The sequence below is a fragment of the Ectothiorhodospiraceae bacterium 2226 genome, assembly GCA_013348725.1.
In the GTDB taxonomy this organism is placed as follows: Bacteria; Pseudomonadota; Gammaproteobacteria.
The window spans coordinates 66,421-92,864 of sequence record CP054689.1; the positions used below are offsets into that span (position 1 = coordinate 66,421).

Annotated in this window: 28 protein-coding genes; 5 read left to right on the plus strand and 23 right to left on the minus strand. The window is 67.2% G+C overall.

Going from position 1 to position 26,444, the window contains the following annotated elements:
* Positions 1-2: 2 nt before the first annotated feature.
* The 15 genes from cysM to rpoE all read right to left on the minus strand — a co-directional run bounded on the left by cysM (position 3) and on the right by rpoE (position 11,970).
* Positions 3-896 (minus strand): cysteine synthase CysM, encoded by an 894-nt coding sequence (gene cysM / locus HUS23_00315; protein ID QKT02394.1) that lies wholly within the window; start codon positions 894-896, stop codon positions 3-5.
* A 75-nt stretch (positions 897-971) separates the two neighbouring features.
* Positions 972-1,352: a holo-ACP synthase gene (locus tag HUS23_00320; GenBank protein QKT02395.1), complete on the minus strand. Its 381-nt coding sequence runs from the start codon at positions 1,350-1,352 to the stop codon at positions 972-974.
* Positions 1,349-2,092, minus strand: a complete 744-nt coding sequence (gene pdxJ / locus HUS23_00325) for a pyridoxine 5'-phosphate synthase (GenBank protein QKT02396.1) — start codon at positions 2,090-2,092, stop codon at positions 1,349-1,351. Before pdxJ ends, HUS23_00320 begins: the two co-directional genes overlap by 4 nt.
* 47 nt (positions 2,093-2,139) lie before the next feature.
* Positions 2,140-2,844: a DNA repair protein RecO gene (recO, locus tag HUS23_00330; GenBank protein QKT02397.1), complete on the minus strand. Its 705-nt coding sequence runs from the start codon at positions 2,842-2,844 to the stop codon at positions 2,140-2,142.
* A complete protein-coding gene (era, locus tag HUS23_00335) occupies positions 2,844-3,746 on the minus strand; it encodes a GTPase Era (GenBank protein ID QKT02398.1) in 903 nt (300 codons plus the stop codon). Before era ends, recO begins: the two co-directional genes overlap by 1 nt.
* Positions 3,739-4,410, minus strand: coding sequence for a ribonuclease III (gene rnc / locus HUS23_00340; GenBank protein QKT04904.1), 672 nt, complete (start codon positions 4,408-4,410; stop codon positions 3,739-3,741). The genes era and rnc overlap by 8 nt, the downstream gene beginning before the upstream one ends.
* A 5-nt stretch (positions 4,411-4,415) precedes the next feature.
* Positions 4,416-4,781: a DUF4845 domain-containing protein gene (locus tag HUS23_00345; protein ID QKT02399.1), complete on the minus strand. Its 366-nt coding sequence runs from the start codon at positions 4,779-4,781 to the stop codon at positions 4,416-4,418.
* 87 nt (positions 4,782-4,868) lie between these two features.
* Positions 4,869-5,672, minus strand: a complete 804-nt coding sequence (gene lepB, locus HUS23_00350; GenBank protein ID QKT02400.1) for a signal peptidase I — start codon at positions 5,670-5,672, stop codon at positions 4,869-4,871.
* Positions 5,673-5,674: 2 nt separating this feature from the next.
* Positions 5,675-7,471: an elongation factor 4 gene (gene lepA / locus HUS23_00355; GenBank protein QKT04905.1), complete on the minus strand. Its 1,797-nt coding sequence runs from the start codon at positions 7,469-7,471 to the stop codon at positions 5,675-5,677.
* A 159-nt stretch (positions 7,472-7,630) separates the two neighbouring features.
* Positions 7,631-7,876 carry a glutaredoxin family protein gene (locus tag HUS23_00360; protein QKT02401.1) on the minus strand — a complete coding sequence of 82 codons (246 nt, stop codon included), beginning with the start codon at positions 7,874-7,876 and terminating at the stop codon, positions 7,631-7,633.
* Positions 7,869-9,329, minus strand: a complete 1,461-nt coding sequence (locus HUS23_00365; GenBank protein QKT02402.1) for a DegQ family serine endoprotease — start codon at positions 9,327-9,329, stop codon at positions 7,869-7,871. The genes HUS23_00360 and HUS23_00365 overlap by 8 nt, the downstream gene beginning before the upstream one ends.
* Positions 9,326-9,826 carry a SoxR reducing system RseC family protein gene (locus HUS23_00370; GenBank protein ID QKT02403.1) on the minus strand — a complete coding sequence of 167 codons (501 nt, stop codon included), beginning with the start codon at positions 9,824-9,826 and terminating at the stop codon, positions 9,326-9,328. The genes HUS23_00365 and HUS23_00370 overlap by 4 nt, the downstream gene beginning before the upstream one ends.
* Positions 9,823-10,800, minus strand: coding sequence for a MucB/RseB C-terminal domain-containing protein (locus HUS23_00375; GenBank protein ID QKT02404.1), 978 nt, complete (start codon positions 10,798-10,800; stop codon positions 9,823-9,825). Before HUS23_00375 ends, HUS23_00370 begins: the two co-directional genes overlap by 4 nt.
* Positions 10,787-11,359: a sigma-E factor negative regulatory protein gene (locus tag HUS23_00380; protein ID QKT02405.1), complete on the minus strand. Its 573-nt coding sequence runs from the start codon at positions 11,357-11,359 to the stop codon at positions 10,787-10,789. The genes HUS23_00375 and HUS23_00380 overlap by 14 nt, the downstream gene beginning before the upstream one ends.
* Before the next feature lie 35 nt (positions 11,360-11,394).
* Positions 11,395-11,970, minus strand: coding sequence for an RNA polymerase sigma factor RpoE (gene rpoE, locus HUS23_00385; protein ID QKT02406.1), 576 nt, complete (start codon positions 11,968-11,970; stop codon positions 11,395-11,397).
* A gap of 421 nt (positions 11,971-12,391) precedes the next feature.
* Here rpoE and nadB point away from each other — a divergent pair, with 421 nt between their 5' ends.
* Positions 12,392-14,005, plus strand: coding sequence for an L-aspartate oxidase (nadB, locus tag HUS23_00390; GenBank protein ID QKT02407.1), 1,614 nt, complete (start codon positions 12,392-12,394; stop codon positions 14,003-14,005).
* Here nadB and HUS23_00395 read toward each other — a convergent pair.
* Genes HUS23_00395 through HUS23_00405 form a run of 3 tightly spaced genes read right to left on the minus strand, consistent with a single transcriptional unit; the run spans position 13,965 to position 15,362 of the window.
* Positions 13,965-14,429, minus strand: coding sequence for a hypothetical protein (locus HUS23_00395; GenBank protein ID QKT02408.1), 465 nt, complete (start codon positions 14,427-14,429; stop codon positions 13,965-13,967). The genes nadB and HUS23_00395 overlap by 41 nt on opposite strands.
* On the minus strand, positions 14,392-14,673 hold the full coding sequence (locus tag HUS23_00400) for a succinate dehydrogenase assembly factor 2 (GenBank protein ID QKT02409.1): 282 nt from the start codon (positions 14,671-14,673) through the stop codon (positions 14,392-14,394). The genes HUS23_00395 and HUS23_00400 overlap by 38 nt, the downstream gene beginning before the upstream one ends.
* Positions 14,670-15,362 (minus strand): succinate dehydrogenase iron-sulfur subunit, encoded by a 693-nt coding sequence (locus tag HUS23_00405; protein ID QKT02410.1) that lies wholly within the window; start codon positions 15,360-15,362, stop codon positions 14,670-14,672. Before HUS23_00405 ends, HUS23_00400 begins: the two co-directional genes overlap by 4 nt.
* 235 nt (positions 15,363-15,597) lie before the next feature.
* On the opposite strand from HUS23_00405, the gene HUS23_00410 reads away from it, so the two are divergent.
* Genes HUS23_00410 through HUS23_00420 form a run of 3 tightly spaced genes read left to right on the plus strand, consistent with a single transcriptional unit; the run spans position 15,598 to position 19,806 of the window.
* A complete protein-coding gene (locus tag HUS23_00410) occupies positions 15,598-16,257 on the plus strand; it encodes an ABC transporter ATP-binding protein (GenBank protein ID QKT04906.1) in 660 nt (219 codons plus the stop codon).
* Positions 16,258-16,295: 38 nt separating this feature from the next.
* Positions 16,296-18,611, plus strand: a complete 2,316-nt coding sequence (locus HUS23_00415) for an FtsX-like permease family protein (protein ID QKT04907.1) — start codon at positions 16,296-16,298, stop codon at positions 18,609-18,611.
* A gap of 4 nt (positions 18,612-18,615) precedes the next feature.
* Positions 18,616-19,806: an HlyD family efflux transporter periplasmic adaptor subunit gene (locus HUS23_00420; protein ID QKT02411.1), complete on the plus strand. Its 1,191-nt coding sequence runs from the start codon at positions 18,616-18,618 to the stop codon at positions 19,804-19,806.
* Positions 19,807-19,976: 170 nt separating this feature from the next.
* Here the strand turns inward: HUS23_00420 and sdhA are convergent, their stop codons facing one another.
* Genes sdhA through sdhC form a run of 3 tightly spaced genes read right to left on the minus strand, consistent with a single transcriptional unit; the run spans position 19,977 to position 22,461 of the window.
* The gene (sdhA, locus tag HUS23_00425; protein QKT02412.1) at positions 19,977-21,743 is read right to left on the minus strand and encodes a succinate dehydrogenase flavoprotein subunit; all 1,767 of its coding nucleotides are present in this window, start codon (positions 21,741-21,743) and stop codon (positions 19,977-19,979) included.
* Positions 21,740-22,081: a succinate dehydrogenase, hydrophobic membrane anchor protein gene (sdhD, locus tag HUS23_00430; GenBank protein QKT02413.1), complete on the minus strand. Its 342-nt coding sequence runs from the start codon at positions 22,079-22,081 to the stop codon at positions 21,740-21,742. Before sdhD ends, sdhA begins: the two co-directional genes overlap by 4 nt.
* Complete coding sequence (gene sdhC / locus HUS23_00435; protein ID QKT02414.1) at positions 22,078-22,461, minus strand: succinate dehydrogenase, cytochrome b556 subunit; 384 nt, start codon at positions 22,459-22,461, stop codon at positions 22,078-22,080. The genes sdhD and sdhC overlap by 4 nt, the downstream gene beginning before the upstream one ends.
* A gap of 100 nt (positions 22,462-22,561) precedes the next feature.
* Between sdhC and HUS23_00440 the strand changes: the two genes are divergently transcribed.
* Positions 22,562-23,599, plus strand: a complete 1,038-nt coding sequence (locus HUS23_00440; protein ID QKT02415.1) for a folate-binding protein YgfZ — start codon at positions 22,562-22,564, stop codon at positions 23,597-23,599.
* Positions 23,600-23,760: 161 nt separating this feature from the next.
* Here the strand turns inward: HUS23_00440 and lysS are convergent, their stop codons facing one another.
* Positions 23,761-25,260 (minus strand): lysine--tRNA ligase, encoded by a 1,500-nt coding sequence (gene lysS, locus HUS23_00445; GenBank protein ID QKT02416.1) that lies wholly within the window; start codon positions 25,258-25,260, stop codon positions 23,761-23,763.
* Positions 25,261-25,283: 23 nt separating this feature from the next.
* Positions 25,284-26,382, minus strand: a protein-coding gene (gene prfB / locus HUS23_00450; GenBank protein ID QKT02417.1) for a peptide chain release factor 2 whose coding sequence is annotated in 2 segments (ribosomal slippage) — positions 25,284-26,306 and positions 26,308-26,382 — 1,098 coding nt in all. Because the reading frame shifts where the segments join, the coding sequence is not laid out codon by codon here.
* Positions 26,383-26,444 lie beyond the last annotated feature (62 nt).

A 26,444-nucleotide genomic window follows, 5' to 3' on the forward strand; every position in this document is an offset into this window, starting at 1 on the left:
CGTCACTCGGGTGGGAAGACCGATGTAGAGAGGTAGCGGTCGCCGCGGTCACAGATGATGGCCACAATCACCGCGTCACGCACCGACTCGGCCAGGCGCAGCGCCGCGGCCACCGCGCCGCCCGAGGAGATGCCGCAGAAAATCCCCTCGCGGGCCGCCAGCGCGCGGGTGGTGTCCTCGGCCTCGGCCTGCGAGACGTCGATGATGCGGTCCACCCGTGCGGCGTCGTAGATCTTGGGTAAATAGGCCGCCGGCCAGCGCCGGATGCCGGGGATACTGGCCCCTTCGCTCGGCTGCACGCCGACGATCTGCACCGCAGCGCTCTGCTCCTTGAGATAGCGCGAGGTGCCCATGATGGTGCCGGTGGTGCCCATCGCGCTCACGAAATGCGTAACGCGGCCCTGGGTATCACGCCAGATCTCGGGGCCGGTGCCTTCGTAGTGCGCGCGCGGGTTGTCGGGGTTGGAGAACTGATCCAGCACCTTACCGCGCCCGGCGGCCTGCAACTCGCGCGCCCGGTCGATGGCCGCCTCCATGCTGCCGGCGCGCGGGGTCAGGATGATCTGCGCCCCGAAGGCGCGCATCACCTGGCGGCGCTCCACGCTCATGTGCTCCGGCATGATCAGCACCATGCGGTAGCCCTTGATCGCGGCGGCCATCGCGAGCGCAATGCCGGTATTGCCGCTGGTGGCCTCGATGAGCGTGTCGCCGGGCTTGATCTCGCCGCGCTCCTCAGCGTGGCGGATCATGCTGAGGGCGGGGCGGTCCTTGACCGAACCGGCGGGATTGTTGCCTTCCAGCTTGACCAGAATCTGGGTGTCCGGGCGGCTCCACAGGCGCTGCAGGCGCACCAGCGGGGTGTTCCCGACGAAGGACTCGATGGTGGGAAAGCTCATGCCGTCAGTCTACCCGTTTGCGTGGCATAAAGTCACGGACGATCAGAAAGATGAGCGCGGTTCATAAAGTCGATCCTACTTGCGCGTCATGACCACGAAGGCCACCGCGTGGTCGCGCTCATCGGCCAGGCTGAGGTGCCATTCCCCGACTCCCTGGCCCCGCACCCACTCGTGCAAGGCGCCGTGGAAGACCAGCCGCGGCGCGCCACTCGGGGCGTGCTCGACCCCCATGGCACGCAGCGTCACCGGCGCGCGCATCCCGGTGCCGAGCGCCTTGGCCGCCGCTTCCTTGGCCGCGAATCGCTTGGCCAACAAGGCCGCCGGCCGGCTGCTCTGCGTGTAGTCCCGCCACTCGGGGGCGCTCAAGATCCGCCGTGCGTAGGCGTCGCCGAAGCGGGCGAGGCCCGCCTCCACGCGCGCGATGCGCACGATGTCGGTGCCGATGCCGTAGATCACCCGCCGCGCGCTCCGCGCATCAGGCGCTTCATCTCGCGCACCGCCTCGCCCAGGCCGGTAAACAGCGCGCGCGCGACGATGGCGTGGCCGATGTTGAGCTCCTGCACCCCAGGCAACGCCGCGACGGCTTCCACGTTGTGGTAGTGCAGGCCGTGGCCCGCGTTCACCTGCAGGCCGGCGGCAAGGCCGACCCGCACCGCATCGGCGAGGCGCGCCAGTTCGCGCGCACGTGCCGCCGGGTCGGGCGCATCCGCGTAGTGGCCGGTGTGCAGTTCGATGACCGGCGCACCGGCACGCGCGGCGGCCTCCACCTGACGCGGGTCGGCGTCGATGAACAGCGAGACCCGTACCTGCGCCTCCGCCAGGCGCGCGCAGGCGTCGGCGATGCGGCTCGCCTGCCCCGCCACGTCCAGACCGCCTTCCGTGGTCAACTCCTCGCGCCGCTCGGGGACCAGACAGCAATCGGCCGGCCGCACCTCGCTCGCGATGCCGAGCATCTCCTCGGTCACCGCCATCTCCAGGTTCATGCGCGTCTGCAGGATGTCCTTGAGCAGGCGTACATCGCGATCCTGAATGTGGCGCCGATCCTCGCGCAGGTGCAGCGTGATGGCGTCCGCCCCCGCCTCCTCGGCCACCAGCGCCGCCTGGATGGGATCGGGAAAGCGCGTGCCGCGCGCCTGACGCACGGTGGCAATGTGGTCGATGTTGACGCCCAGCAGCAGGGGGGAGTCCGCGTTCATCAAGCCTAACCTTTCGCAGGGGCACGGCGCGCGCCGCGCGGGGTGTGTCAGCCGTCGCGCCGCAGCAGGCGGCGGCTCTGCAGCGGGCGTCCACCAAGATACGGTGCCAAGGCGGCGCGCAGCAGCTGCTTGGCCTCCTGCAGCACCGCCGAATCCTCCAACTCGCCCCGCGCCAGCGCGAGCAGCGTCGCGCCCTGCACGATCGGGCCGGCCGCGGGCGCCCCGGCGACCGCAGGCAGCGGGCCAAGCTCGAGATGATAACAGTAGCGTTCCGAGGGAGACAGGGGCACTCCGCCGTGCGCCTCGCGATCCAGCAGCAGGCCGTAGCCAAGCGCGTCCAGCAGGTCCCGTTCAAACAAACGCAGCGCCGGCTCGCCATCGTTGTGGGCCAGCGCGGCGAGTGCCCGCGTGTACGCCGCGAACAGTCCTTCGTGTGGATCGTGGCGCCGCAGCAGGCGCACGAGCAGCTCGTTGAGGTAGAACCCACTCGGCAGGACGCGCGGCGGCAACCGCAAAGGCGCCCCGGCCGGCTCGGCGCCAGTCAGCGTGCCGAGCTCGCCGCGGCCCGACCAGGACACGAGCAACGGCGCGAAGGGCTGTAGCAGGGGCCCGAGCCGCGACCGGGCGCCGCGCACGCCGCGCGCGACCAGCCCGATGCGCCCATAGTCGCGCGAAAATACTTCGAGCAGCGCGCTGGTGTCGCGGTACGGGCGTCGGTGCAGCAGGAACGCCGCCTGCAGCTGAGCCTGCATCAGCCCTCGTCGGTGTACCCGAGCTGGCGCAGCGCGCGCTCATCGTCGGCCCAGTGCTCGCGCACCTTCACCCACAGCTCCAGATAGATCTTCTGCCCGAACAGCCGCTCCATGTCCTCGCGCGCCTGGCGGCCGACCTTCTTCAGGCGCTCACCGCCCTTGCCGATCACGATCGCTTTCTGGCTATCGCGCTCCACCACCACGACGGCGCGGATGAACAACGTGCCCTTCTCCTCGCGAAAGGCCTCAACGTCCACGGTGACCGCATAGGGCAGCTCCTGGCCGAGCTGGCGCATGAGCTTCTCGCGGATGATCTCGCTGGCGAAGAAGCGCTCGCTGCGGTCGGTGAGCTGATCCTCAGGATAGATGGGCGGCTGAACCGGCAGCAGGGCCTCGACCTCCTCCAGCAACACCTCGACGTTGCGCCCCGATTGGGCCGACAGGGGAATGATGTGGCGCGCCTGGGGGACACGCTCGGCCAGTTCCTGCAGATAGGGCAGCAGCTGGGCCTTGTCCTTGACGCGATCGACCTTGTTGACCACCACGATCAGCGGTTGCGGGACCGTCGCCAAGCGCTCCAGGACGAGATCATCCTCGTCCTCCCAACGAGGCGCCTCGACCACGAATAGCACGGCGTCCACCCCTTCCAGGGCGCCGACGGCGGCGCGGTTCATGTACCGGTTCACCGCCCGTTTGGCCTTGCGGTGCAGGCCGGGGGTGTCCACGTACACGGCCTGGTGCGTGGCGGTCGTGTGGATCCCGAGCAGGCGGTGGCGCGTGGTCTGCGGGCGGTCGGAGGTGATACTGAGCTTCTGGCCCAGGATACGGTTCAGCAGGGTCGACTTGCCGACGTTCGGCCGCCCGACGATGGCCACCAGGCCGGCGCGAAACGAGTCATCCATCCAGCAATTGCTCCAATAGTGTTTGCGCAGCGGCTTGCTCGGCCTTGCGGCGCGAGGCGCCGATACCTCGCGAGGGGCCGATGGCTACGCCTTCCACCTGACACTCCACGGTAAAGCTCTGCTCATGCGCCTCGCCCTCTACCGAGAGCACAGTGTAGACCGGCAACGGCAGGCGCCGCGATTGCAGGAACTCCTGCAGGCGTGTCTTGGGATCCTTCAGCGTTCCCGCGGCGGTGGGTAGCACATCCAGGCGCGCCTGAAAGAGCGAGCGAATCAGGTCCTCGGCCGCCGCCATGCCCTGATCCAGGTACACCGCCCCGAACACCGCCTCCAGCGCGTCGGCGAGAATGGAGCTGCGCCGAAACCCGCCGCTCTTCAATTCCCCCGGGCCGAGTTCCAGGCACTCCCCCAACTTGAGATCACGTGCGATCTCGGCCAAGGTGTCGCCGCGCACCAGGCTGGCGCGCAAGCGGCTTAGCGAGCCCTCGTCCGCGGCGGGGTGACGTTCAAACAGTTCGGCCGCGATCACGAAATTGAGCAGCCCGTCGCCCAGGAACTCCAGGCGTTCGTTGTGGTTGCCCCCGACGCTGCGATGGCGCAGCGCGGTATGCAGCAGCCGCTCGTCCCGAAAGCGATAGCCGAGGCGCTTGCTGAGAGCATCCAGCGGCCTCACTCGGCGCGAACCTCCGCGGTGTGGGTGAAGTGCGCGACCACGTCGAGGTTACCCAGCCAGTGCTGGCGAATCTCGTACACCACGTCGACCTGATAGACCGCACCCTGACGGCGGATGTTGATGTGGTTGCGGTTCACGTCCGTGACCTGATTGACCTGCAAGCGGCGCATGAGGCCGTCCATGACGGCCCGCGGCGAGGCCTGCGGCTCCTGTTCGCGTTCCAGCGAGTTGAGCGCCGAACGCACCTTGAAATCCTGGTAATAGATCGGAAACAGCTTGATGCCCGACAGGACCACCAAGCCGAGTAATACGACAATCAGCAATAGGCCGGGCAGGCTCGCCCCGCGCTGTCCTGAGTTCATTGCACAACCTCCTGCGCCCCTCGCGCTCCGAAGTCCAAGCTCCATCCGTGGAGGTTGCCGTTGCACCGCTCCCTGCGCCCGTGCCGCCTATTCGATTGCGTTGCCGATGCGACCCCAGGCGATGCCGCCATTGGCCGGATCCCAGTTCATCCAGATGAGAAAGGCCTTGCCGACCAGGTGATCTTCCGGCACGGTTCCCCAGTATCGGCTGTCTTTGCTGTTGTCGCGGTTGTCGCCCATCACGAAATACTCACCTGCCGGGATCTGCCACTCCTGATCCAGCGAGGCCGCGCCGCTGCGCACCAGAATCTGATGCGGCGGCTCGCGCAGCCGTTCCTCGCGCAGGCTGGCACCGGTCATGACCGCACCGGCTCCGCTGCCGATGTAGGTGCTGAGCGGCTGCTGGCCGACTTCTTCGCCGTTCACGTACAGCACCTTGTCCTGATAGGCCACGTGGTCGCCGGGCACGGCGACCACGCGTTTGATGTAGTCGACCCGCGGGTCCTCGGGATAACGAAACACGATGACATCACCGCGCTGCGGCTCCCCGACGCCGATCACCTTGGTGTTGAGCACCGGCAGGCGGATGCCGTAGCTGAACTTGTTGACCAGGATGAAATCGCCGACCAGCAGCGTGGGCATCATCGAGCCCGAGGGGATGCGGAACGGTTCGGCGAGGAAGGAGCGCAGCAGGAGCACGATCACGATCACCGGAAAAAACGAGCGCGCGTATTCGACGATGACCGGTTCCTTGGCGGGCAGCGACGCGGGCCGCCCATCGCCGGCCGCTACCGCCGCGCCTTGGCGCCGCGGCGCGAAGAACAGCACGTCCACCAACCAGATGCCGCCGGTGATCAGGGCGGCCAACACCAACAGCAACGCGAAGTCCACGGTTACTTGTCCTTTCCGAGCTGCAGCACGGCGAGAAACGCCGCCTGCGGGATTTCCACGCTGCCGACCTGCTTCATACGGCGCTTGCCGGCCTTTTGCTTCTCGAGCAGCTTCTTCTTGCGCGTGATGTCGCCACCATAGCATTTGGCGGTGACATTCTTGCGCAAGGCCTTCACGTTCGAACGCGCAATGATGTGCGAACCGATGGCGGCCTGAATCGCCACATCGAACATCTGGCGCGGAATGATCTCCTTCATCTTCTCGACCAACTCGCGCCCGCGGTAGTCCGCCTGGTCGCGGTGCACGATGAGCGACAGCGCATCGACCCGCTCGCCATTGATCAAGACATCGAGCTTGACCAAGTTGGCCGGTTGGAAGCGCGCGAAGCTATAGTCGAACGAGGCGTAACCGCGGGTGGCCGATTTGAGGCGGTCGAAGAAGTCCAGCACCACCTCGTTCATGGGCAACTCGTAGCTGAGCGCCACCTGCCGCCCGTGGTACAGCATCTTGGTCTGCACGCCGCGCTTCTCGATGCACAGGGTGATCACGCTGCCGACGTGCTCCTGCGGGGTGAGGATATTGGCGACGATGATCGGCTCGCGGATCTCGGTAATCTCGTTCAGCGGCGGGAGCTTGGACGGGTTGTCGACCTGAATGACCTCGCCCTTGGTGGTCTCCACCTCGTACACCACGGTCGGCGCGGTGGTGATGAGGTCGAGGTCGTACTCGCGCTCCAGGCGCTCCTGCACGATTTCCATGTGCAGCATGCCGAGGAAGCCGCAGCGGAAACCGAAACCCAGCGCCTGTGAGGTCTCGGGCTCGTAGAACAGCGCCGAGTCGTTCAGGCGCAGCTTGGAGAGCGCCTCGCGCAGGTCCTCGTAGTCCTCGCTGCTGACCGGGAACAGCCCGGCGAACACCCGCGGCTGTACACGCTGGAAGCCCGGCAACGGCTCCGCGGCAGGGCGTTCCGCGAGGGTCAGGGTATCGCCCACCGGCGCGCCCTCGATCTCCTTGATGCCGGCGATGACGAAGCCCACCTCGCCGGCCTGCAACTCGCCGGTGTCCAGCCGGTGCGGCGTGAACACCCCTACCTTGGTGATCGGATAGATACGGCCGGTGGACATGACCGTCATGCGCTCGCGCGCGCGCAAGCGCCCCTGCATCACGCGCACCAGCGAGATCACGCCTACAAAGTTGTCGAACCAGGAATCGATGATCAACGCCTGCAGCGGTGCCTCGGCGTCCCCCTGCGGCGGCGGGATGCGCGCCACGAGTTCCTCCAGCAGGTCGGGGATGCCCTCGCCGGTCTTGGCGCTGACGCGCACCGCCTGCTTGGCCTCGATCCCGATGACGTCCTCGATCTCTTCGGCGACGCGCTCGGGGTCGGCGGCCGGCAGATCGATCTTGTTCAGCACCGGCACCACTTCCAGACCCTGATCGAGCGCCGTATAGCAGTTCGCCACGCTCTGGGCCTCCACGCCCTGCGAGGCGTCGACCACCAGCAGCGCGCCCTCGCAGGCGGCCAGCGAGCGGGAGACCTCGTAGGAGAAATCGACGTGCCCCGGCGTGTCGATGAAGTTGAGCTGGTAGGTCTGTCCGTCGCGGGCGACGTACTTGAGGGTGACGCTCTGGGCCTTGATGGTGATGCCGCGCTCGCGCTCCAGTTCCATGGAGTCGAGCACCTGCTCGGCCATCTCGCGCTCGGCGAGCCCGCCACAGGACTGGATGAGCCGATCGGCCAGCGTGGACTTGCCGTGATCGATGTGCGCGATGATCGAAAAATTGCGAATCAGACTAATGTCTTTCAAACCGCTTCCTCACGCCTGCCGGCGCCGAAAACAACAGAGGCGCCTCGCGGGCGCCTCGCACGACTCGGAGCCTGACTGAAGAGCCTGGCGCGGACCGCGGTCGCGGGCCCCGCCGCGGCTTCCCGACAAGCCGCCGTATGGTAGCCGATTTCAGGCGGGCTCGAAATAGCGCCGCAGCGCCGCCTCGTCCAGGTGGTAGTGGCACAGCTCCCGTTCGCCGGCCATCAGTACCGGCACCCGCTCGCCGTAACGCTCCGCCAGCGCAGGGTCGCCGTCCACGTCCACCACCTCGAGGTGGAAGCCGTAGCGGGCGTGCCACGGCTCCAGAGCCTGGATCATCTCACCGCATAAATGGCAGTACGCGCGCCCATACAGGACCAGCGCCGGCTCACTCATCGGCGCCCAGTTTTAGTGCGATGAACACCGGCCCGCCCTGGCGCTGGATGAGCACCGGCACCGAGCGCCCCGCCGGCAGCTCACGCACCTTCTGCTGAAAGTCGGCGAGCCCCTCAACGGGGGCGTTGTTGATGCGCGTGATCACGTCGCCGCGCCGGATGCCCGCCTGGGCCGCCGGGCCGGGGCGCACCTGCGTAACCACCACGCCCCCTTCGACGATACCGAGTTGCTGGCGCTGCTCCGCGTTGAGCTCTGCAAGCCCGACGTTCAGACGCTGTTCCATCGCGGGGCCGTTGCGCTCGCGCGGCTGCCGCTGGGCCAGCTCCTCCTCCCGCGGCAGTTCTTCGATGGTCAGGCTGAGCGACTTGTGCTCCCCGTCGCGGATCAGCCCGACCTCGGCCTCGGCGCCGACCCGCGCGCGGCCGACCAGGTGCGGCAGGTCGGACGAGTGGGCCACCTCCTGGCCGTTGAACTCCACGATCACGTCGCCGACCTGGATGCCGCCCTGACTGGCGGGGCTCTCCTCCAGCACCTGCGCCACCAGCGCGCCGCGCGGCCGCGTCATGCCGAACGACTCGGCTAGCTCACGCGTGACATCTTGAATCAACACCCCGAGCCAGCCGCGCGTCACAGTGCCCTTGGTCTTGAGCTGATCCGCGATGTCCATCGCCATATCCATGGGGATGGCAAACGAGAGCCCCATGAACCCGCCGGTGCGGCTGTAGATCTGCGAGTTGATGCCCACCACCTCGCCGTCCAGGTTGAACAGCGGGCCGCCCGAATTGCCGGGGTTGATGGCCACGTCGGTCTGAATGAACGGCACGTAGGTTTCCCGCGGCAGGCTGCGGCCGATGGCGCTCACCACCCCCACCGAGACCGAGTGGTCGAAGCCGAACGGCGAACCGATCGCCATCACCCACTCGCCCACCTTGAGGTCTTCCGAGCGCCCCACCCGCACCTGCGGCAGGTCATCGGCTTCGATGCGCAGCAGCGCGATGTCGCTGCGCTCGTCGTGGCCGATCAGTTCGGCCACCAGCTCGCGGCGGTCGGCCAGGCGCACGACGATCTCTTCGGCATCGCGCACCACGTGATAGTTGGTAAGCACGAAACCCTCGGCATCGATGATGAAGCCCGAGCCGAGCGACTGCGACTCGAAGGCCTCCGGCGGCGGCGCGCCGCCCTCGGGGCCTTCACCGAAGAAATGTCGGAACAAGTCGCCCCACGGCCCCTCCGGCATATCGGGCATCTCCGGCATCCGGAAGCCCGGCATGTCCTGGCCCTGCGCCCGCTGCGTGGTGCTGATGTTCACCACCGCCGGACTGTTCTGCTCCGCCAGCTCGGTGAAATCCGGCAGCGCGGCGCGCGCCTGCACGGCCGACCACTGCAGCGTCAGCAGTGCGGCCGCCGCCAGCATGGTCCACCACCGGATGCCCGGGTTAGCTACTGTCTTCATAAGCTGCGGGATTCCTTCGTTGCCTGTCGGGCTGGGATTGTCATGGCCGCCGGCTCGCGCCGGAGTATCACGGCCTGGTAGCGCGGGTCGTCGGCCAGCCGTGTGCTGTGGCGACGCAGCCAAGCTAGGCCGAGGGCGAGGCCGGCCACGCCGAATGCCGCGACCAGCGCGTCGCCGGCCGCCACATTGAGCTGTACCGCGAGCGTTTCGCCGAGCAGCCCGAACACGAACAGGCCAAGCAAGGGCACCAGATACACCGCCAGCGAGCCCTGCACCAGCGCGCCTTCTGCCACGCCCAGTACGACGGTGTCGCCCGGCTGCGCATCAACCGGGTTCATTGCCTTGAGGCGCGTGTAGCGCCGCCCCACCACCTGCGCCAACACGCCGGTGCCGCAGCCCTTATTGACCGAACAGCTGCCGCAGGCGCTCTGGCGCTCGCGCTCCACCCACGCGTGCGTGCCCTCGCGGGCAACGACGGTGGCGCGCTCCTCGATCATTCCGCGTCCGGCGTCGGCGCGATCGACTCGCCGATCATGCGCACCGTGGCCGCCGGCACCTCGCCCACCACCGTCACCTGGTGCTCGGCGACCACGCGGCTATAGGCGTTTACGGCACCCATGCGCGAGCGCCCCACGATGGGCTCCTGATCGAGGCTTTGTTCCTCGATGAATACCGACACGGACGACAACCCGTCGGTGAACACCATGTGCTCCACCGGCATCATGCTGGTGGAAAGGTAGTTCTTGCGATGCACTTCCAGACTGAAACCCTCGGGCAGCGCGCTCACCTGCCAGGGGCTGCGCTCCGGCCGGCTGTCGGCCTTGGTCTCCTTCTGGCGGTGCCAGGCATACTCCTTGCCCGACACGGACGGCTGCATCAGCGCGGCCGGCACCTGATCCAGTACTTGCAGCTCCGTGAACATGAACTGCTCCACCGCCTCACCCTGCTCGTTCACCAGGTTGGCCTTCAACAACAGATGATTTTCCACATCCAACCACAGCTCGTAACCATAGCGGTAACCATCACGCGGCTGAATGGCGAACTTGCGGGCAACGCGTCCGGCAACGCGGTCCTCGCCATGCGCGGCGAAGGTGTAATGGCGCTCGAGTTCGTCGAGGCGGGTAGGCAGGATCATCGGAAAGCCGCGGTTCGAGCGGCTGGTCTCGACCACCACCGACTTGCTGTCCGGGAGGATACAGGTGACCAGGTCGGCGTCGCGGATCACCTCGCGCGGATGGCCGGTGAGCGAAACCAATCGCTCCGCCTTCCCCTGCTCATCGGCGCTCTGGATGATGCGCATCGCATGCATCTGGCCGTCGTGCATGTACACGAAGGTCCCGTCGAAGTTGAGCGTACGCAGGGCCTCGGACATGCGCTCCAGCCACACCTGCGGCTCAACCGAATCCTCCGCTATCGCGGTACCGGCCACCGCGCACAGCAGGATGCACCCGATGAACTTAACGCCCTTCATAACTAGCCCGCTCGGCCGATTCCATGCCCACGATACGCATGTACGGCAACATCCCCTGCATACCGGTGGAGGCCGAGTACTCGTTATGGTTGACCACGTAGCTGTTGAGGCGCGACTCGATCATCGGCTGCCCTCGATCCCAGCGCGGCACCTCGGACACCAGCTGTCCCGACGCGCTGCCGGAGGGTGCCGTGGCGGCGACCACCGGCTCGAAACCCGCCTCCTCGGGGCTCTGCGGCAGCCCGACCAGCACCGCCACGCCGAGGACGCTGGCCGCCACCGCCAGACCGGCGGCCCGCTTGGGATGCTGGAGTATGCGCCGGCGCGGGGCGAGGATCGCCGGCTCCTGCTCCAGAGCGGCGCTCACCCGCGCCGCGATGCCGGTATCCACCGCCACCGGCAGGTCGTTGCGTAATGCGTCGCCAATCAAGTGATACCGGCCCCATGCCGCTCTCAATTCGGCATCCTTGCCCAGCCGGTCCAGCAGGCTCTGCTCCTCTCGTGCGTCGACTTGTCCGTCGACCAACGCCGAGATGTGTTCGCGGTCTTCTTTGCTCATGGCGTCTTACCTAGCTCGCAAAAGACGCGGCCGCCCTAGTCCAGGAGCGGCCGAAGTTTGTTGTCGATAGCCTCGCGCGCGCGGAAGATGCGCGAGCGCACGGTGCCGATAGGGCATGCCATGGCTTGCGCAATTTCCTCATAGCTCAAACCCTCCAGCTCGCGCAGGATGATGGCGGTGCGGAGATCTTCCGGCAGTTGATCGATGGCCTCATGGACCACACGCCCGATCTCGTCCTTGAGCGCCATGCGCTCGGGCGAGCCGACGTCCTTGAGCGCCGACTCCCCTTCCAGGTATTCGGCATCCGCCACGTCGATGTCCGCCTCGGGCGGCCGGCGCCCCTGGGCGACCAAGTGATTCTTGGCCGTGTTGATCGCGATGCGATAGAGCCACGTGTAGAATGCACTTTCGCCTCGGAAGTTCGCCAAGGCCCTGTAGGCCTTGATAAAACTTTCCTGCGCGACGTCGTACACCTCGTCGGGGTCGCGCACGTAGCGGGAGATGAGCTTGACGATCTTGTGCTGGTATTTGAGCACCAGGGTGTCAAAGGCTTTCTTGTCTCCGCGCTGAACCCGCTCGACCAGTGCCTGATCAACCCTATGCTCCCCCATCCCAACCTTCCTCGTTTCGGGCAGGAGAGCATGTTCCCGCACCGCTTTTTATGACAGCGTGCCTGATATATAGTTCGCCGGATAAAGTCATTCCCGTATTGTGGCTTATCCGACCTCGGCGTGTCAGCCTTCGTCTGGGCCGACGGCCGCGGCTTGCCCACGGGAAGGACGCGGGATGCACTGCCAACGCCCCGCGCGAACCGCGCTCGGCCGGCCCGGGAGTTCGTCCGGCGCACAACGATATCGACGACACTGTCCATGCCAAGTGAGACAGCCGTGGCGCAGGGAGTTCGCGCCGCGGACCAAGTTTTCATTGCCGCCCTACCGAGTGCCCCCTCGGTCGACGGTGTTGCGACCATCCAACCCACGTGACTCGCCCCGATCCTGGCGCGAGCACCCCCTTGACGAGGGATCCGCGCCGGTGAGTCCGCATCCACAATTCGACGTGCTGATCATCGGCAGCGGCGCGGCGGGGCTGTCCGCCGCACTGCGGCTGGCCGACCATGCCAGCGTCGCCGTCGCCTCCAAAGGCCCCCTGCCGCTGGGAAGCACCCTCTATGCCCAAGGGGGCGTGGCGGCGGTGCTCGCGGACGACGACAGCGTCGACGCCCACGCGCGCGACACCTTGGATGCCGGCGCGGGCCTGTGCGATCCGGCGGTGGTGCGCTATGTGGTGGAACGCGGGCGCGCCGGCATCCAGTACCTCATCGACCAGGGCGTACCCTTCACTCGCGCGGCGGACAACGGCGCTTACCACCTCACGCGCGAAGGCGGACACAGCCACCGGCGCATCATCCACGCCGCCGACGCGACCGGACGCGCGATCGAGACCACCCTTGAACAAAAGGTCCGCGCCCACCCCAACCTGCACCTGTACGAGCACCACGTCGCCGTCGACCTCATCATGGGTAGCCGCGCCGGTCTCGGCGACGACCGCTGCGTGGGGGCCTACCTGTTCGACCGGACTGGCCACAGGACCGTGGCGGTGTCGGCCAAGGCCGTCATCCTCGCCACCGGCGGCGCGAGCAAGGTGTACCTGTACACCAGCAATCCCGACATCACCACCGGCGACGGCATTGCCATGGCCTGGCGCGCGGGCTGTCGGGTGGCCAACATGGAGTTCAATCAGTTTCATCCCACCTGCCTGTACCACCCGGACGCCAAGACGCTGCTGCTCAGCGAGGCGTTGCGCGGCGAAGGCGCGCGCCTGCTGCTGCCCGACCGCACCCCTTTTATGCATCGCTTCGATCCACGTGCAGAGCTCGCCCCGCGCGACATCGTGGCGCGTGCCATCGACCATGAGATGAAGCGCCTGGGCGCCGCGCACGTCTACCTGGACATCAGCCACAAGCCCGCCGCTTTCATCACCGAGCACTTTCCCAACATCTACCAGGCCTGCCTGCAGTACGGCTACGACATGACGCGCGAGCCGGTGCCGGTCGTACCGGCCGCGCACTACACCTGCGGCGGGGTGATGACCGACTTGGCCGCCCGGACCGACGTGGAGGGGCTGTACGCCGTGGGCGAGGTGGCCTTCACCGGCCTGCACGGCGCCAATCGGCTGGCCAGCAATTCGCTGCTCGAGTGCCTGGTGTTCGGGGCCGCCGCGGCCGAGGACATCCTGCAACGCCTGCCCGCTTGGACGCAGCCCCCCGCCCTGCCCGCCTGGGACGAGAGCCGCGTCACCGACTCCGACGAAGAGGTGGTGGTGGCGCACAACTGGCAGGAACTGCGCCACTTCATGTGGGATTACGTGGGTATCGTGCGTACCAACAAGCGCCTGGAGCGCGCCTACCGCCGCGCCGAATTACTGCTGCGGGAGATCCGCGAGTACTACTCCAATTTCCGCGTGACCAACGACCTCCTCGAACTGCGCAACCTCGCCCAGGTGGCCGAACTGATCATCGAATCGGCCGCGGCCCGCAAGGAGAGCCGCGGGCTGCACTACACCTTGGATTACCCCTCGACCCTGTCGGAGGCACGCAATACCGTGCTCACACCGCCGAACTATCGCCCGCCGGAGACGGGGCGCTGATCCGCAAGCGGACCCGCAGGCGGCGCAGCCCCTCGCCCTCCACCCGCCCCGGGTGGAGCAGCACCGAGCGCGGCCCGGCCGCGGTCTTGAACGGCAGCACCACCAAGCCCGCGCTGACGTAGACCTCCGGCAGCAACCGACCCTCGAGCACCGACCCCGCCCGCGTATGCAGCCACCAGCGGTCTTCGGCATCCCAATCCAGGGCCACCACGGCATCAGGCGCGAGCGGCCAGGCGTGCCGCCGCAGCACCCGCACCAGACTCCAGCCGACCAGTACGATGGCCAGCGCCTTCAGTCCCAGCGGGAGCGCACTCGCGCCCACCGCGGCCAAGGCCCCGAGGTGCACCGCGCCGAGCACCAGCGCGGTGCGCGGGCATGGCCGCCACTCAAGGCGCAACGGCGCGGCGTATGTGTTCGACGACATGGGTGAATGCGGGGTCGGCCGGGCGTTCGCCGCGAAGCAGCACCGCCTGCAACTGATGATCGGGCCACTCGAGCAGGCGCTCTAGGATCACTAATTCCTCTTCCTTCATAGTGTTGTAACTATTTTCTATAAATGACATGAGAACCATATCCAGCTCCAGCATCCCGCGCCGGGCGCGCCACGCCAGGCGCCGCCGCGCCGCCGGATCTGCTCTGCGGCCGGGGGGTGATGCCGGCGCGCTCATATGCTCTGCTTGAGCATGAGCTGCTTAATCTTCTCGATCGCGCCGGTGGGGTGCAGCCCCTTGGGGCAGACCTCGACGCAGTTCATGATCGTGTGGCAGCGAAACAGCCGATACGGCCCCTCCAAGGCGTCGAGGCGCGCGCCGGTGGCCTGATCCCGGCTGTCGGCCAGGAAGCGCCAGGCCTGCAGCAGCGCCGCCGGGCCGCGAAACTTGTCGGGGTTCCACCAGAACGAGGGGCAGGCGGTGGAGCAGCAGCCGCACAGGATGCACTCGTACAGCCCGTCCAGTTTGGCGCGCTCCTCCGGCGACTGGCGGTACTCCACCTCCGGCTCGGGCTCGTGCACGATGAGATAGGGCTGCACCGCGCGGTACTGGGTGAAGAACTGGCTCATGTCCACCACCAGGTCGCGAATCACCGGCAGCCCGGGCAGCGGCCGCACCCGCACCGGCTCCTTCAAATCCACCACCGGCGTGATGCACGCCAGGCCGTTGCGGCCATTGATGTTCATGGCGTCGGAGCCGCACACGCCCTCCCCGCACGAGTGGCGAAAGCTCAGCGTCTCGTCCTGCGCCTTGATGCGCAGCAGGACGTCGCGCAGCATCATGTCCGGTCGCACCTCCAGCTCGAAGTCCTGCATGTACGGAGCGGCGTCCTGGTCGGGGTCGTAGCGGTAGATCGAGAAGCGCATGCGTCACCTCGGGGGTGGGGTTCCGTCCGAGTATAACAAGCGACCCCCGCGCCCCGGCCCCCGTCGCCTGTCCGCGGCGAGGTTGGCTTCTCTGGAAGGATTTCCACATACTGGAACAAAAACACAGGTCTCGGAGAGGCGCGTGCCCCCACGTTTGCCACACCACAGTCCCCCGTCGAAGGTCGGCGCCGCTGACGCCGTGTTCGAGATTACCGGACTTACCAAGGTCTACCGCATGGGCGAGGTCGAGGTGCACGCCCTGCGCGGCGTGGACCTTACTCTGTACCGCGGCGAGTTCGTGGTGCTGCTCGGCCCCTCGGGCAGTGGCAAATCCACACTGCTCAACATCCTGGGGGGGCTCGACAAACCCACCGCGGGCGAGGTGCTGTGCGACGGGCGCAACCTCACCACCGCGACGGAGCGCGAGTTGACCGATTTTCGGCGTCATTACGTCGGCTTCGTGTTCCAGTTCTACAACCTCATCCCGAGCCTCACGGCGCGCGAGAACGTGGCCATCGTGACGGAGATCGCGCGCGAGCCCATGCCCCCTGAGGAGGCGCTGGACCGGGTCGGCCTGACGCCGCGCATGGACCATTTCCCGGCCCAGCTCTCGGGCGGCGAACAGCAGCGCGTCGCCATCGCGCGCGCGATCGCCAAACGCCCTCGGGTGCTGCTGTGCGACGAGCCCACTGGCGCGCTGGATTCCCAGACCGGCATCGTCGTACTGGAGGTGCTGCAGCGCATCAATGAGGAGCTGGGCACCTCCACCATCGTCATCACCCACAACGCGGGCATCGCCGCCATGGCCGACCGCGTGGTGAATTTCAGCGACGGGCGCATCCACACCGTGGAGACCAACGCGACGAACAAGGCGCCTAGAGAGCTGACGTGGTAAGCGCCCTGCACCGCAAACTGCTGCGCGAGCTGTGGCATATGCGCAGCCAAGCGTTGGCGATCGCGATCGTGCTCGGTGGCGGTGTGGCGACGCTGGTGATGTCGCTGTCGAGTCTCGAGGCGCTGCAGATCACGCGCGATGCCTTCTATCGAGACTACCGCTTCGCGGACGTGTTCGTGAACCTCACGCGGGCGCCCGAGCGGCTGCGCGAGGCGATCGAGGAGATCCCGGGCGTGCAGCACGTGGAGACGCGGGTGGTGGCGGGCGCGAACCTGGAGGTCGCCGGCTTCGACGATCCGGTGACCGGGCTGTTGCAGTCATTGCCGGACGGGCGCAATGCCGAGCTCAATCAACTCTACCTGCGCTCGGGCCGGTTCCCAGAGGGCGGCGCCGAGGTGGTGCTGAGCGAGCCCTTCGCCGAGGCGCACGGCTTACGCGCCGGCGATACCTTCGGCGCAGTGATCAATGGACGTCACCAGAGCCTGCGCGTGGTCGGCATCGCCCTCTCGCCCGAGCACATCTACCAGATCCGCCCGGGCGATCTGTTCCCCGACTTCGAGCGCTACGGCCTGATCTGGATGAGCCGCAGCCAGCTCGCTGCCGCGTATGACATGGAGGGCGCGTTCAACAACGTGGTGCTCACGCTCAGCCGCGAGGCGCGCGAGGGCGACGTGATCGAGCGCCTGGATGCCCTGCTCGCCCCGTACGGCACGCTGGGCGCAATCGGCCGCGACGACCAACTCTCGCATTGGTATCTACAGACCGAGCTCGAGCAGTTGGAGATGATGGCCACGGTGTTCCCCACCATCTTCCTCGCGGTGGCCGCTTTTCTGCTCAACGTGGTACTCACCCGTTTGGTCGGCACGCAGCGTGACCAAATCGCCATCCTCAAAGCCTTCGGCTACAGCAATTTCAATGTCGGGCTGCACTATGCGCAGTTGGTGGTGCTGATCAGCCTGGTGGGTCTCACAATGGGCGTGGCGGTCGGGCTTTGGCTCGGCCATCACATGGCGGCGCTGTATCAGACGTTCTTCCGGTTTCCCTACCTGGAGTACCAGCTCCGCCTCAACGTGGTCTATATCGCCGTCGGCGTGAGCCTCGGCGCGGCCCTGCTGGGCGCGTACAGCGCGGTGCGCGCAGCTCAGCGCCTGCCGCCCGCCGAGGCGATGCGGCCGGAGGCGCCGCCGATCTTCCGCGCGACACTGCTCGAACGCCTCGGACTACAGCGCTGGCTCGCGCAGCCGAGCCGTATGGTGCTGCGCAACCTGGAACGCAAGCCGGGCAAGGCACTGCTGTCGATCGTGGGGATCGCGTTTGCCTGCGGGATTCTGATGGTCGGCCGCTTCCAGGAAGGCGCCATCGCCCACATGATCCAGGTCCAGTTCGGCCTGGCCCAACGTGACGACCTGACGGTCACCTTCGTGGAGCCCACCACACCCCGGGTCATGCACGAGCTCGCCGCCCTTCCGGGGGTATACGGCGCCGAAGGGCACCGCATCGCGCCGGCCGTGCTGCGCGTGGCTCATCGCGAATACCGCGGCGCCATCCAGGGGCTGCCGCCCGCCGGCACCTTGCGCCGCGTGCTGGATGCCGAGCTCGTCGCGGTCGAACTGCCGCGGGCGGGCCTTGCGCTGGGCGAGTATCTGGCCGACCTGCTGCACGTGGGCATCGGCGACACGGTGGAAGTGGAGTTTCTGGAGGGCCGGCGCATTCGCGCCGAGGTGGCGGTGAGCGCCGTCATTCAAGAGTACATCGGCGCGAGCGCTTACATGGACTTCGATGCCCTGCACCACCTGCTGCGCGAGGGGCCGGCGGTGTCGGGCGTCCACCTCGCGGTCGATGAACCGGCGCGCCCGGAGGTGATCAGGGCCTTGCAGGCGTCGCCCCGGGTGGCGGGTATCGCGGACCGCGGCAGGGCGGTCGAGAGCTTTTATGAATCCATGGCCGACATCGTGCTGGTGTTCGCATTCATCAGCACCCTGCTCGCCGGCAGCATCGCCTTCGGCGTGGTGTACAACAGCGCGCGCATCGCGCTGGCCGAACGCGCACGGGAACTGGCCAGTCTGCGGGTACTGGGCTTCACGCGCGGCGAGATCACCTACATCCTTGTCGGCGAACTCGCCGTGCTGACGCTGGCCGCCATACCGCTCGGATTCCTGATCGGCCTGGGACTCATCGCCTATATCGTGCAGGGGGTCGAGTCGGATCTGTATCGTGTGCCCATGGTGGTGGGCACCTCGGTGTATGCCTTTGCCGCCACCGTGGTGATCTTCGCCAGCTTGGTGTCGGCGGCCGTGGTGGCGCGGCGTTTGTATCGGCTCGATCTGGTCGCTGTGTTGAAGACGCGGGAGTGAGTGCATGAGTTGGAGGCGACGTATCGGCTTGGCACTGCTGGTGCTGCTGATCGTGGGTTTGCTGGTGTGGGGCTTTCGGCCGGCGCCGCTGCTGGTGGACACCGAAGCGGTGCGACTCGGCCACCTGGCGCTCAGTGTGGAGGACGAGGGTCATACCCGCGTGGTCGACCGCTACGAGATCTCGGCCCCGATTGCGGGACAGAATCGCCGCGTCACGCTCGAGGTGGGCGATCCGGTGCGCGAGGGCGCGGTGGTGGTGACGCTGGATGCCCTGCCCGCGCCCGCGCTGGATGCACGCGCAGCCCACCAGGCGCGGGCCCGCGTCAGCGCCGCCGAATCGACCTTGGCCACGGCGCGCGAAGAGGCGGCGGCAGCACAGGCCAATGCGCGCCTGGCGCAGGAGGAAGTCGAGCGGGTGCGCCGCCTCGCCCAGCGCGACCTCACCTCGCGCAGCGCCGTCGACCAGGCCGAAGCCGCCGCCGAACGCTCCGCCGCGTTGCTGCGCTCGGCCGAGGCACGCGTGCGCACCGCCACCTTCGAGTTGGAAGTCGCCCGCGCGGCGCTGGCCTACGCCGGCGGGCAGGACCCGGACGCCTCCGGGGTGTTCGAGCTGCGCGCGCCCGTCGCGGGTCAGGTCCTGCAGCGCCACGTCGAGAGCAGCCGCGTGGTGCAGGCGGGCGAGCCTCTGCTCGAGATCGGCGACCCGCGCTCCTTGGAGGTTGCGGTGGACGTGCTGTCCTTGGAGGCGGTTCGTATCGAGCCCGGCATGCGGGTGCTGTTGGAACGCTGGGGCCGCCCGGAGCCCCTGGAGGGCCGCGTGCACCGCGTCGAACCGGTCGCCTACACCAAGATCTCGGCGCTCGGGGTCGAGGAGCAGCGCGTCTGGGTGATCGCCCGCTTTACCGACCCGCCGGAGCGCTGGGCGCGCCTGGGCGATGGCTATCGCGTGAACGCCCGCTTCATCCTCTGGGAGGCGGACGACGTGCTCCAACTCCCCACCAGCGCCCTGTTCCGCCATGACGGCGGCTGGGCCGTGTTCGTGGTGGAGGACGAGATCGCGCGCCTGCGCCGAGTCGAGCCCGGGCAGCGGGCGGGACTGCATACGCAGATCATGGACGGCGTCGTCGAAGGCGAACGCGTGATCGTCCATCCAAGTCGCGACTTGGCGCACGGCGCGCGGGTAAGGGTACGTTGAAGGCTTACGCGCGCGACTAAGGAAGGTCTGAACAACGCCATCCTGGCGTTGCCAGACCGCGCAAAGCGAAAAGCGTGATTTTCACTTTGCTTCGTGATCAACGGCTTCCAGCCGCCGATCACGGCGGCACCTCCCTGTGCCGAGGGAAGCTCTGATAAATCAGAGCTTTTCTAATACACGCGTTCCGTGGGCGGGAAACTCTCCACGCTGAGCGGCTTGAGCGCCACCGGCTTGTAATCCAGCCGGCGGCCCTCGCTGAAGTAGAGCGTGTGCCGCAGCCAGTTCGTGTCGTCGCGTTCAGGGAAATCGATGCGCGAATGGGCGCCGCGACTCTCCTCACGGGCCAACGCCGAGCTGACGGTCGCCAGCCCCAGCTCCACCAGGTTCTCCAGCTCCAGCGCTTCGATGCGCGCGGTGTTGAATACCCGGCTATGGTCGGCGAGGCGCGCATCCTGCACGCGCGCGGCCAGTTCCAGCAGCTTAGCGACGCCCTCCTCCATCACCGCGCGGGAGCGGAACACGCCGGAATAGTGCTCCATCAGACGCTGCAGCTCGCGCCGCAAGCCCGCCACCGATTCGCCCGGCCCCTTGCGATCCCAGGCCGCGAGGCGCGCGCGACTGCGCTCGACGCTGTCCTCGGCGAGCGGGCGGTGATAACGGTTCTCGCGCAGGTACTCGGTGATGTGGTTGCCGGCCGCACGACCGAAGACCACGATGTCCAGCAGCGAGTTGCCGCCCAAGCGATTGGCGCCGTGTACCGAGACACAGGCACACTCGCCCACCGCATAGAGGCCCGGAATGGCCTCCTCGCCCTGCCCGGCCGGCACCACGACCTGCCCGAAGCGGTTGGTGGGAATACCGCCCATGGTGTAATGCGCGGTCGGGAACACCGGAATCGGCGCCTCGGCGGGATCCAGGTGCAGGAAGGTGCGGCACAATTCGCGGATCCCGGGCAGACGCTGTTGGATCACCTCCGCGCCCAGGTGCTCGAGCTTGAGCAGCACGTGGGTCCCGCCGTCCTCACCGAGGCCGCGGCCCTCCCTCACTTCGGTGGCGATGGCGCGGCTCACCACATCGCGGCTCGCGAGATCGCGTGCCTTCGGCGCGTAGCGCTCCATGAAGCGCTCGCCCGCGGCGTTCACCAAGTAGCCGCCCTCACCGCGCGCGCCTTCGGTAATCAGAATGCCCTTGCCGGCGATGCCGGTCGGGTGGAACTGGAAGAACTCCATGTCCTGGACCGGCAGCCCGGCGCGCAGCGCCATGGCGAGCCCGTCGCCGGTATTGATGTGTGCATTGGTGTTGGTGCGAAACAACTGCCCAGCGCCCCCCGTGGCGAGCAGCGTGGCCTTGGCCTCGATCACCAAAAGCTCGCCGGTCTCGATCTCCAGCACCACCGCGCCTAGGATGTAACCCTGCTCGTCGCGAATCAGGTCCAGGGCGAAGTACTCGTCGAAGAAGTGCGTGCGCACGCGGATGTTCTGCTGATACAGCGAGTGCAGGATCGCGTGCCCCGTGCGGTCGGCCGCCGCGCAGGTGCGCGCCGCCTGCTCGCCGCCGAAGTGCTGGCTCTGGCCGCCGAAGGCGCGTTGGTAGATGCGCCCGTCCGGCAGGCGGGAGAACGGCACCCCGTAATGCTCGAGCTCGATCACCAGATGCGAGGCCGCCCGGCACATGTACTCCACGGCGTCCTGGTCGGCGAGGAAGTCACTGCCCTTGATGGTGTCGTACATGTGCCAATGCCAGTTGTCCGGCAGCACGTTCGCCAGCGCGGCATTCACCCCGCCTTGCGCCGCGACGGTATGCGAACGCGTGGGGAACACCTTGGACACGACAGCGACGTGGGCATCGGCCTGCGCGAGTTGCAGGGCGGCACGCAGCCCGCCGCCGCCGGCCCCGATCACCAGGGCGTCGAATTTACGCCGCGGCAGGCCGCTCATAACTGCACCACCGCGAGCAGAATGAACAATGCCCACAGCCCGATGGCGAGCAAGCCGAGACCGAGCGCGACGAGCGCCGCGAGCCGCGCCCAGGGGACATGGACGTAGTCGATGATCACATCGCGCATCCCCACCCAGGCGTGCACCAACAGGGCGAACACGAAACCCGCCACCAGCATCGCGGGCAGGGGCTGCTCAAAGGTGACGCGCCACGCGGCGTGGTCGGGCGGCGGCGAAAACACCAGGTAGGCGCTCGCCGCCGCCACGAACAGCAGCAGGTACAGCGCGCTCAGGCGCTGCCAAACCCAGGCACGCAGGCCGGTGCCGCGCCAACTCATGCGACGCGCAGCACGGCGATCAAGAGGGTGAGTGCGACCCCCAGGACGTTCACCACGTACGCACTGCGCCGCGCCGACGGCCAGCGCTGCCCGAGTCCGAGGTCCAACAGCAGGAAGCGCACGCCTGCCAGGGCGTGATGCAGCAACGCCCACACCAGCACCAACAACAGCGGCTGCAGCCACGGGGCGCCGAGCAGCGCCTGCGCCTGGGCGTAGCCCTGCGCGTCGCGCAGCGAGAGCTGCAGCAGGTACAGCGCGCCCGGCAGCGCGAGCACGAGTAGCACCCCCGACACCCGATGCCCCAGCGAGGCCCACGCCGGCGCCGGCATGCGGATGCGCCATAAGTCGAGAAAAATCGGGCGTTCGGCGTGGTGCGGCATGCCGAACAGTGTATCGCAGGCCCTTGGCTGCGACCATGTGACGCCTTATCAGCCCCCTTGCAATGGGCTAAGATGCGCGGAGCAACAGCGAGGTCAGGACATGGACAGTGCGTGGAAGAGCATCTTGCAAGACAGCGGCGCCAGCTTCGGCGACGAGGGCGCGTTGCAGGGCTTCGATGAGGCGGGCAGCCCCGACCCGGACAAGGGCAGCGTGCTATTCGCCCTCACCCATACCGGGTTGATCTGCGTCGCCGGCGAGGATGCACAATCCTTTCTCCAGGGCCAGCTCACTAACGACGTGCGCCAGGTGGGGCCGCAGCACAGCCAACTCAGTGCCTACTGCAGCACCAAGGGACGCGCGCTGGCCCTGGGCCGCCTGTTCATGCGCGCCGACGGCGCCTACTACCTGCGCCTGCCCGCCGAGATCGTGGAACCGACCCTGAAGCGGCTGCGCATGTTCGTGCTGCGTGCCCAGGTGACGATTGAACCTTGCGCGTCGGATCTCGTCAGTGTCGGTTACGCCGGGCCCCAGGCGGCGGCGGAGCTCACCGAGGTGCTGGGCGCGGTGCCGGACCTCCCCGATGCGGTACGCCACACCGGCCACATCAGCATCTTGCGCCTGCCCGGGCCCGTGCCCCGTTTCGAACTCATCGGTCCGGTGGAGGAAATGGAGCCGACGTGGACCCGCCTGCGCGCGCAGGCGGCCATGGGTGGCCCCGCGCTCTGGCGGCTGCTCGACGTGCGGGCCGGGGTTCCGATGGTGTACCCGGCGACGGTGGACGCCTTCGTCCCGCAGATGATGAACCTGCAGCTGATCGGCGGCGTGAGCTTCCGCAAGGGGTGCTACGCCGGGCAGGAGGTCGTCGCGCGCATGCAGTATCTCGGCAAGCTCAAGCGCCGCATGTACCGGGCGCGCCTGAGCGGTGCGGCGCCGCAACCGGGGGACGAGGTTTACGCCGCGGGCGAAGCGCAGAGCGCCGGCAAAGTGGTGGATGCCCAACCCGCCCCCGAGGGGCACGTCGAGCTGCTGGCCGTACTGCAGATCGCGAGCGCCGGCGCGGAACTGCACGTGGGCGCCCCGGACGGCCCGCGCCTGGAACTCCTGCCTCTACCCTACGCCCTGCCGGAAGAGCCTTAGGTAAGGGTTTAACCATCCATCCTGGATCGCCCAGACCACTGAAGCCCATGCGTCGTTTTCGCGTTGCTTCGTTATCGACGCCTTGAGACGGTTCGTAACGGCGCACATCCTGGTACGGCAGAACGCTGCACTGCCCCGAGCTTCCTTAGCCCCGGTCGGACCTAGTCCTGGCGCTCCGGCCGCATATGCGGGAACAGCAACACGTCGCGAATCGACGGCGAGTCGCTCAGCAACATTACCAGGCGGTCGATGCCGATGCCCTCGCCCGCCGAGGGTGGCAGGCCATACTCCAGCGCGCGGATATAGTCCTCATCGTAATGCATCGCCTCCTCATCGCCCGCCTCCTTGTCCTGGACCTGCTGACGGAAGCGCTCGGCCTGATCCTCCGGATCGTTGAGCTCGGAGAAGCCGTTGGCGATCTCGCGACCCGCGATGAAGAACTCGAATCGGTCGGTGACGAAGGGGTCAGCGTCATTGCGCCGCGCCAAGGGTGAAACCTCCGCCGGATAGGCGGTAATGAAGGTGGGCTGCTCGAGCTTGTGTTCGGCCGTCTTTTCGAAGATCTCGAGCTGCACCTTGCCCAGACCCCAGGTAGGCTCGATATGGATGTCCAGGGACTCGGCCACGCGCCGGGCGCTCTCCAGCTCCGCCAAATCCTGCGCCCCGACCCCGGGGTTGTAATGCAGGATCGCGTCCTTGAGCGTGTGCCGGGCGAAGGGCTTGCCGAGGTCGTACTCGGCGCCCTGATACGCCAACCGCGTGTCGCCCAGCACCGCCTGCGCCACGCCGCGCATCATGGTCTCGGTGAGATCCATCAACTCGTGATAGTCGGCGTAGGCCTGATAAAACTCCAGCATGGTGAACTCGGGGTTGTGGCGCGTGGAGAGCCCCTCGTTGCGGAAATTGCGATTGATCTCGAACACCCGTTCGAAGCCCCCGACCACCAGGCGCTTGAGGTAAAGCTCCGGGGCGATGCGCAGGTAAAGCTGCATGTCCAGCGCGTTGTGGTAGGTCACGAACGGCTTGGCCGCGGCGCCGCCCGGCACGGGCTGCATCATCGGCGTCTCGACCTCGAGGTAGCCCCGCGCGATCAGAAACTGACGGATGTACTCGATGGTGTCCGAGCGGAGCTGGAACAGCCGCCGGGTATCGGGATTCATGATCAGATCGAGATAGCGCTGCCGGTAGCGCACCTCCTGGTCCACCAACCCATGGAACTTCTCCGGCAGCGGCCGCAGCGACTTGGTCAGCAGTACGATCTCGTCCACCTTGATGGAAAGCTCGCCCGCGCGGGTGCGAAACACCGTACCGACGGCGCCGATCACATCCCCCAGATCCCACTTCTTGAACTGCTCGTTGTAGAGGCCCTCGGGAAGCGCGTCGCGCTGCACATAGAGCTGCACCCGGCCGGACATGTCCTGCAGGTCGGCAAACGCGGCCTTGCCCATCACGCGGCGCGTCATCATGCGCCCCGCGACCCGCACGCGCACGCCTTCGCTCTCGAGCGACTCGGCAGCGTGTGCGCCAAAGCGCGCGTGGATGTCCGCCGCGAGGGTATCGCGCCGGAAGTCATTGCGGAAGGCGACCCCCTGCTCGCGCAGCGCGGCCAGCTTGCCGCGGCGCGCCTGGATGATCTCGTGCTCGGTGTTATGTTCGCTCATCGTCACTCGGTTTGCGGCGGCCGCTAAAGCCCGCTCTTGAGGCTGGCTTCAATAAAAAGGTCGAGGTCCCCGTCCAACACGGCTTGCGGATTGCCGGTTTCCACGCCTGTGCGCAGGTCCTTGATGCGCGACTGGTCGAGCACGTAGGAGCGGATCTGGCTGCCCCAGCCGATATCCGACTTACTCTCCTCCAGCGCCTGCTTCTCCACGTTGCGCTTCTGGACCTCCAACTCGTACAGCTTCGCTTTGAGCTGCTTCATCGCCGTCGCGCGGTTCTTGTGCTGCGAGCGGTCGCTCTGGCACTGCACCACCACGCCGGTTGGATTGTGGGTAATACGGATGGCCGAGTCGGTGCGGTTGACGTGCTGTCCACCGGCACCGCTCGCGCGGTAGGTGTCGATGCGCAGGTCGGCGGGATTGATCTCGATGTCGATGTCTTCGTCCACCTCAGGCGAGACGAACACCGACGCAAAGGAGGTATGACGCCGGTTCCCGGAGTCAAACGGCGACTTGCGCACCAGGCGATGCACGCCGGTTTCGGTGCGCAGCCAACCATAGGCGTAAGCGCCTTGGACACTGACGGTCGCGCTCTTGATGCCGGCGACCTCGCCCTCCGACGCCTCGATCAACTCGGCCTTGAAGCCGCGCCGTTCGCACCAGCGCAGGTACATGCGCAGCAGCATCTCGGCCCAATCCTGCGCCTCGGTGCCCCCCGACCCGGCCTGGATATCCAGAAAGGCGTTGTTCGCGTCCATCTCGCCCGCGAACATGCGTTGAAACTCGAGCTGCTCGAGTTCCCGCTCGAAGCGCTCGAGATCCCCGTCCACGCTCGCCAGGGTGTCCGCGTCCTGCTCTTCCGCCGCGAGTTCCAACAACTCCTGCGCGTCAGCCAGGCCCGCGTCCAGGCGCTCCAGGGTGCCGGTGACTTGCTCCAGGCGCGCGCGCTCGCGGCCCAGTTCCTGGGCGCGCTCGGGCTCGTTCCAGATGGCGGGATCCTCGAGTTCGCGCTCGACCTCGATCAGGCGCTCGCGCTTGCTCGGATAGTCAAAGATACCCCCTCAGGGACGCGGATCGGCCCTGAAGATCTTCGATACGTGCGAATAAGGGATTGAATTCGACCATGATGCCCCTCTACGACAAGCCGGGCATCATACTACAAACGGCGGGACGCCGTGGAGACGTCC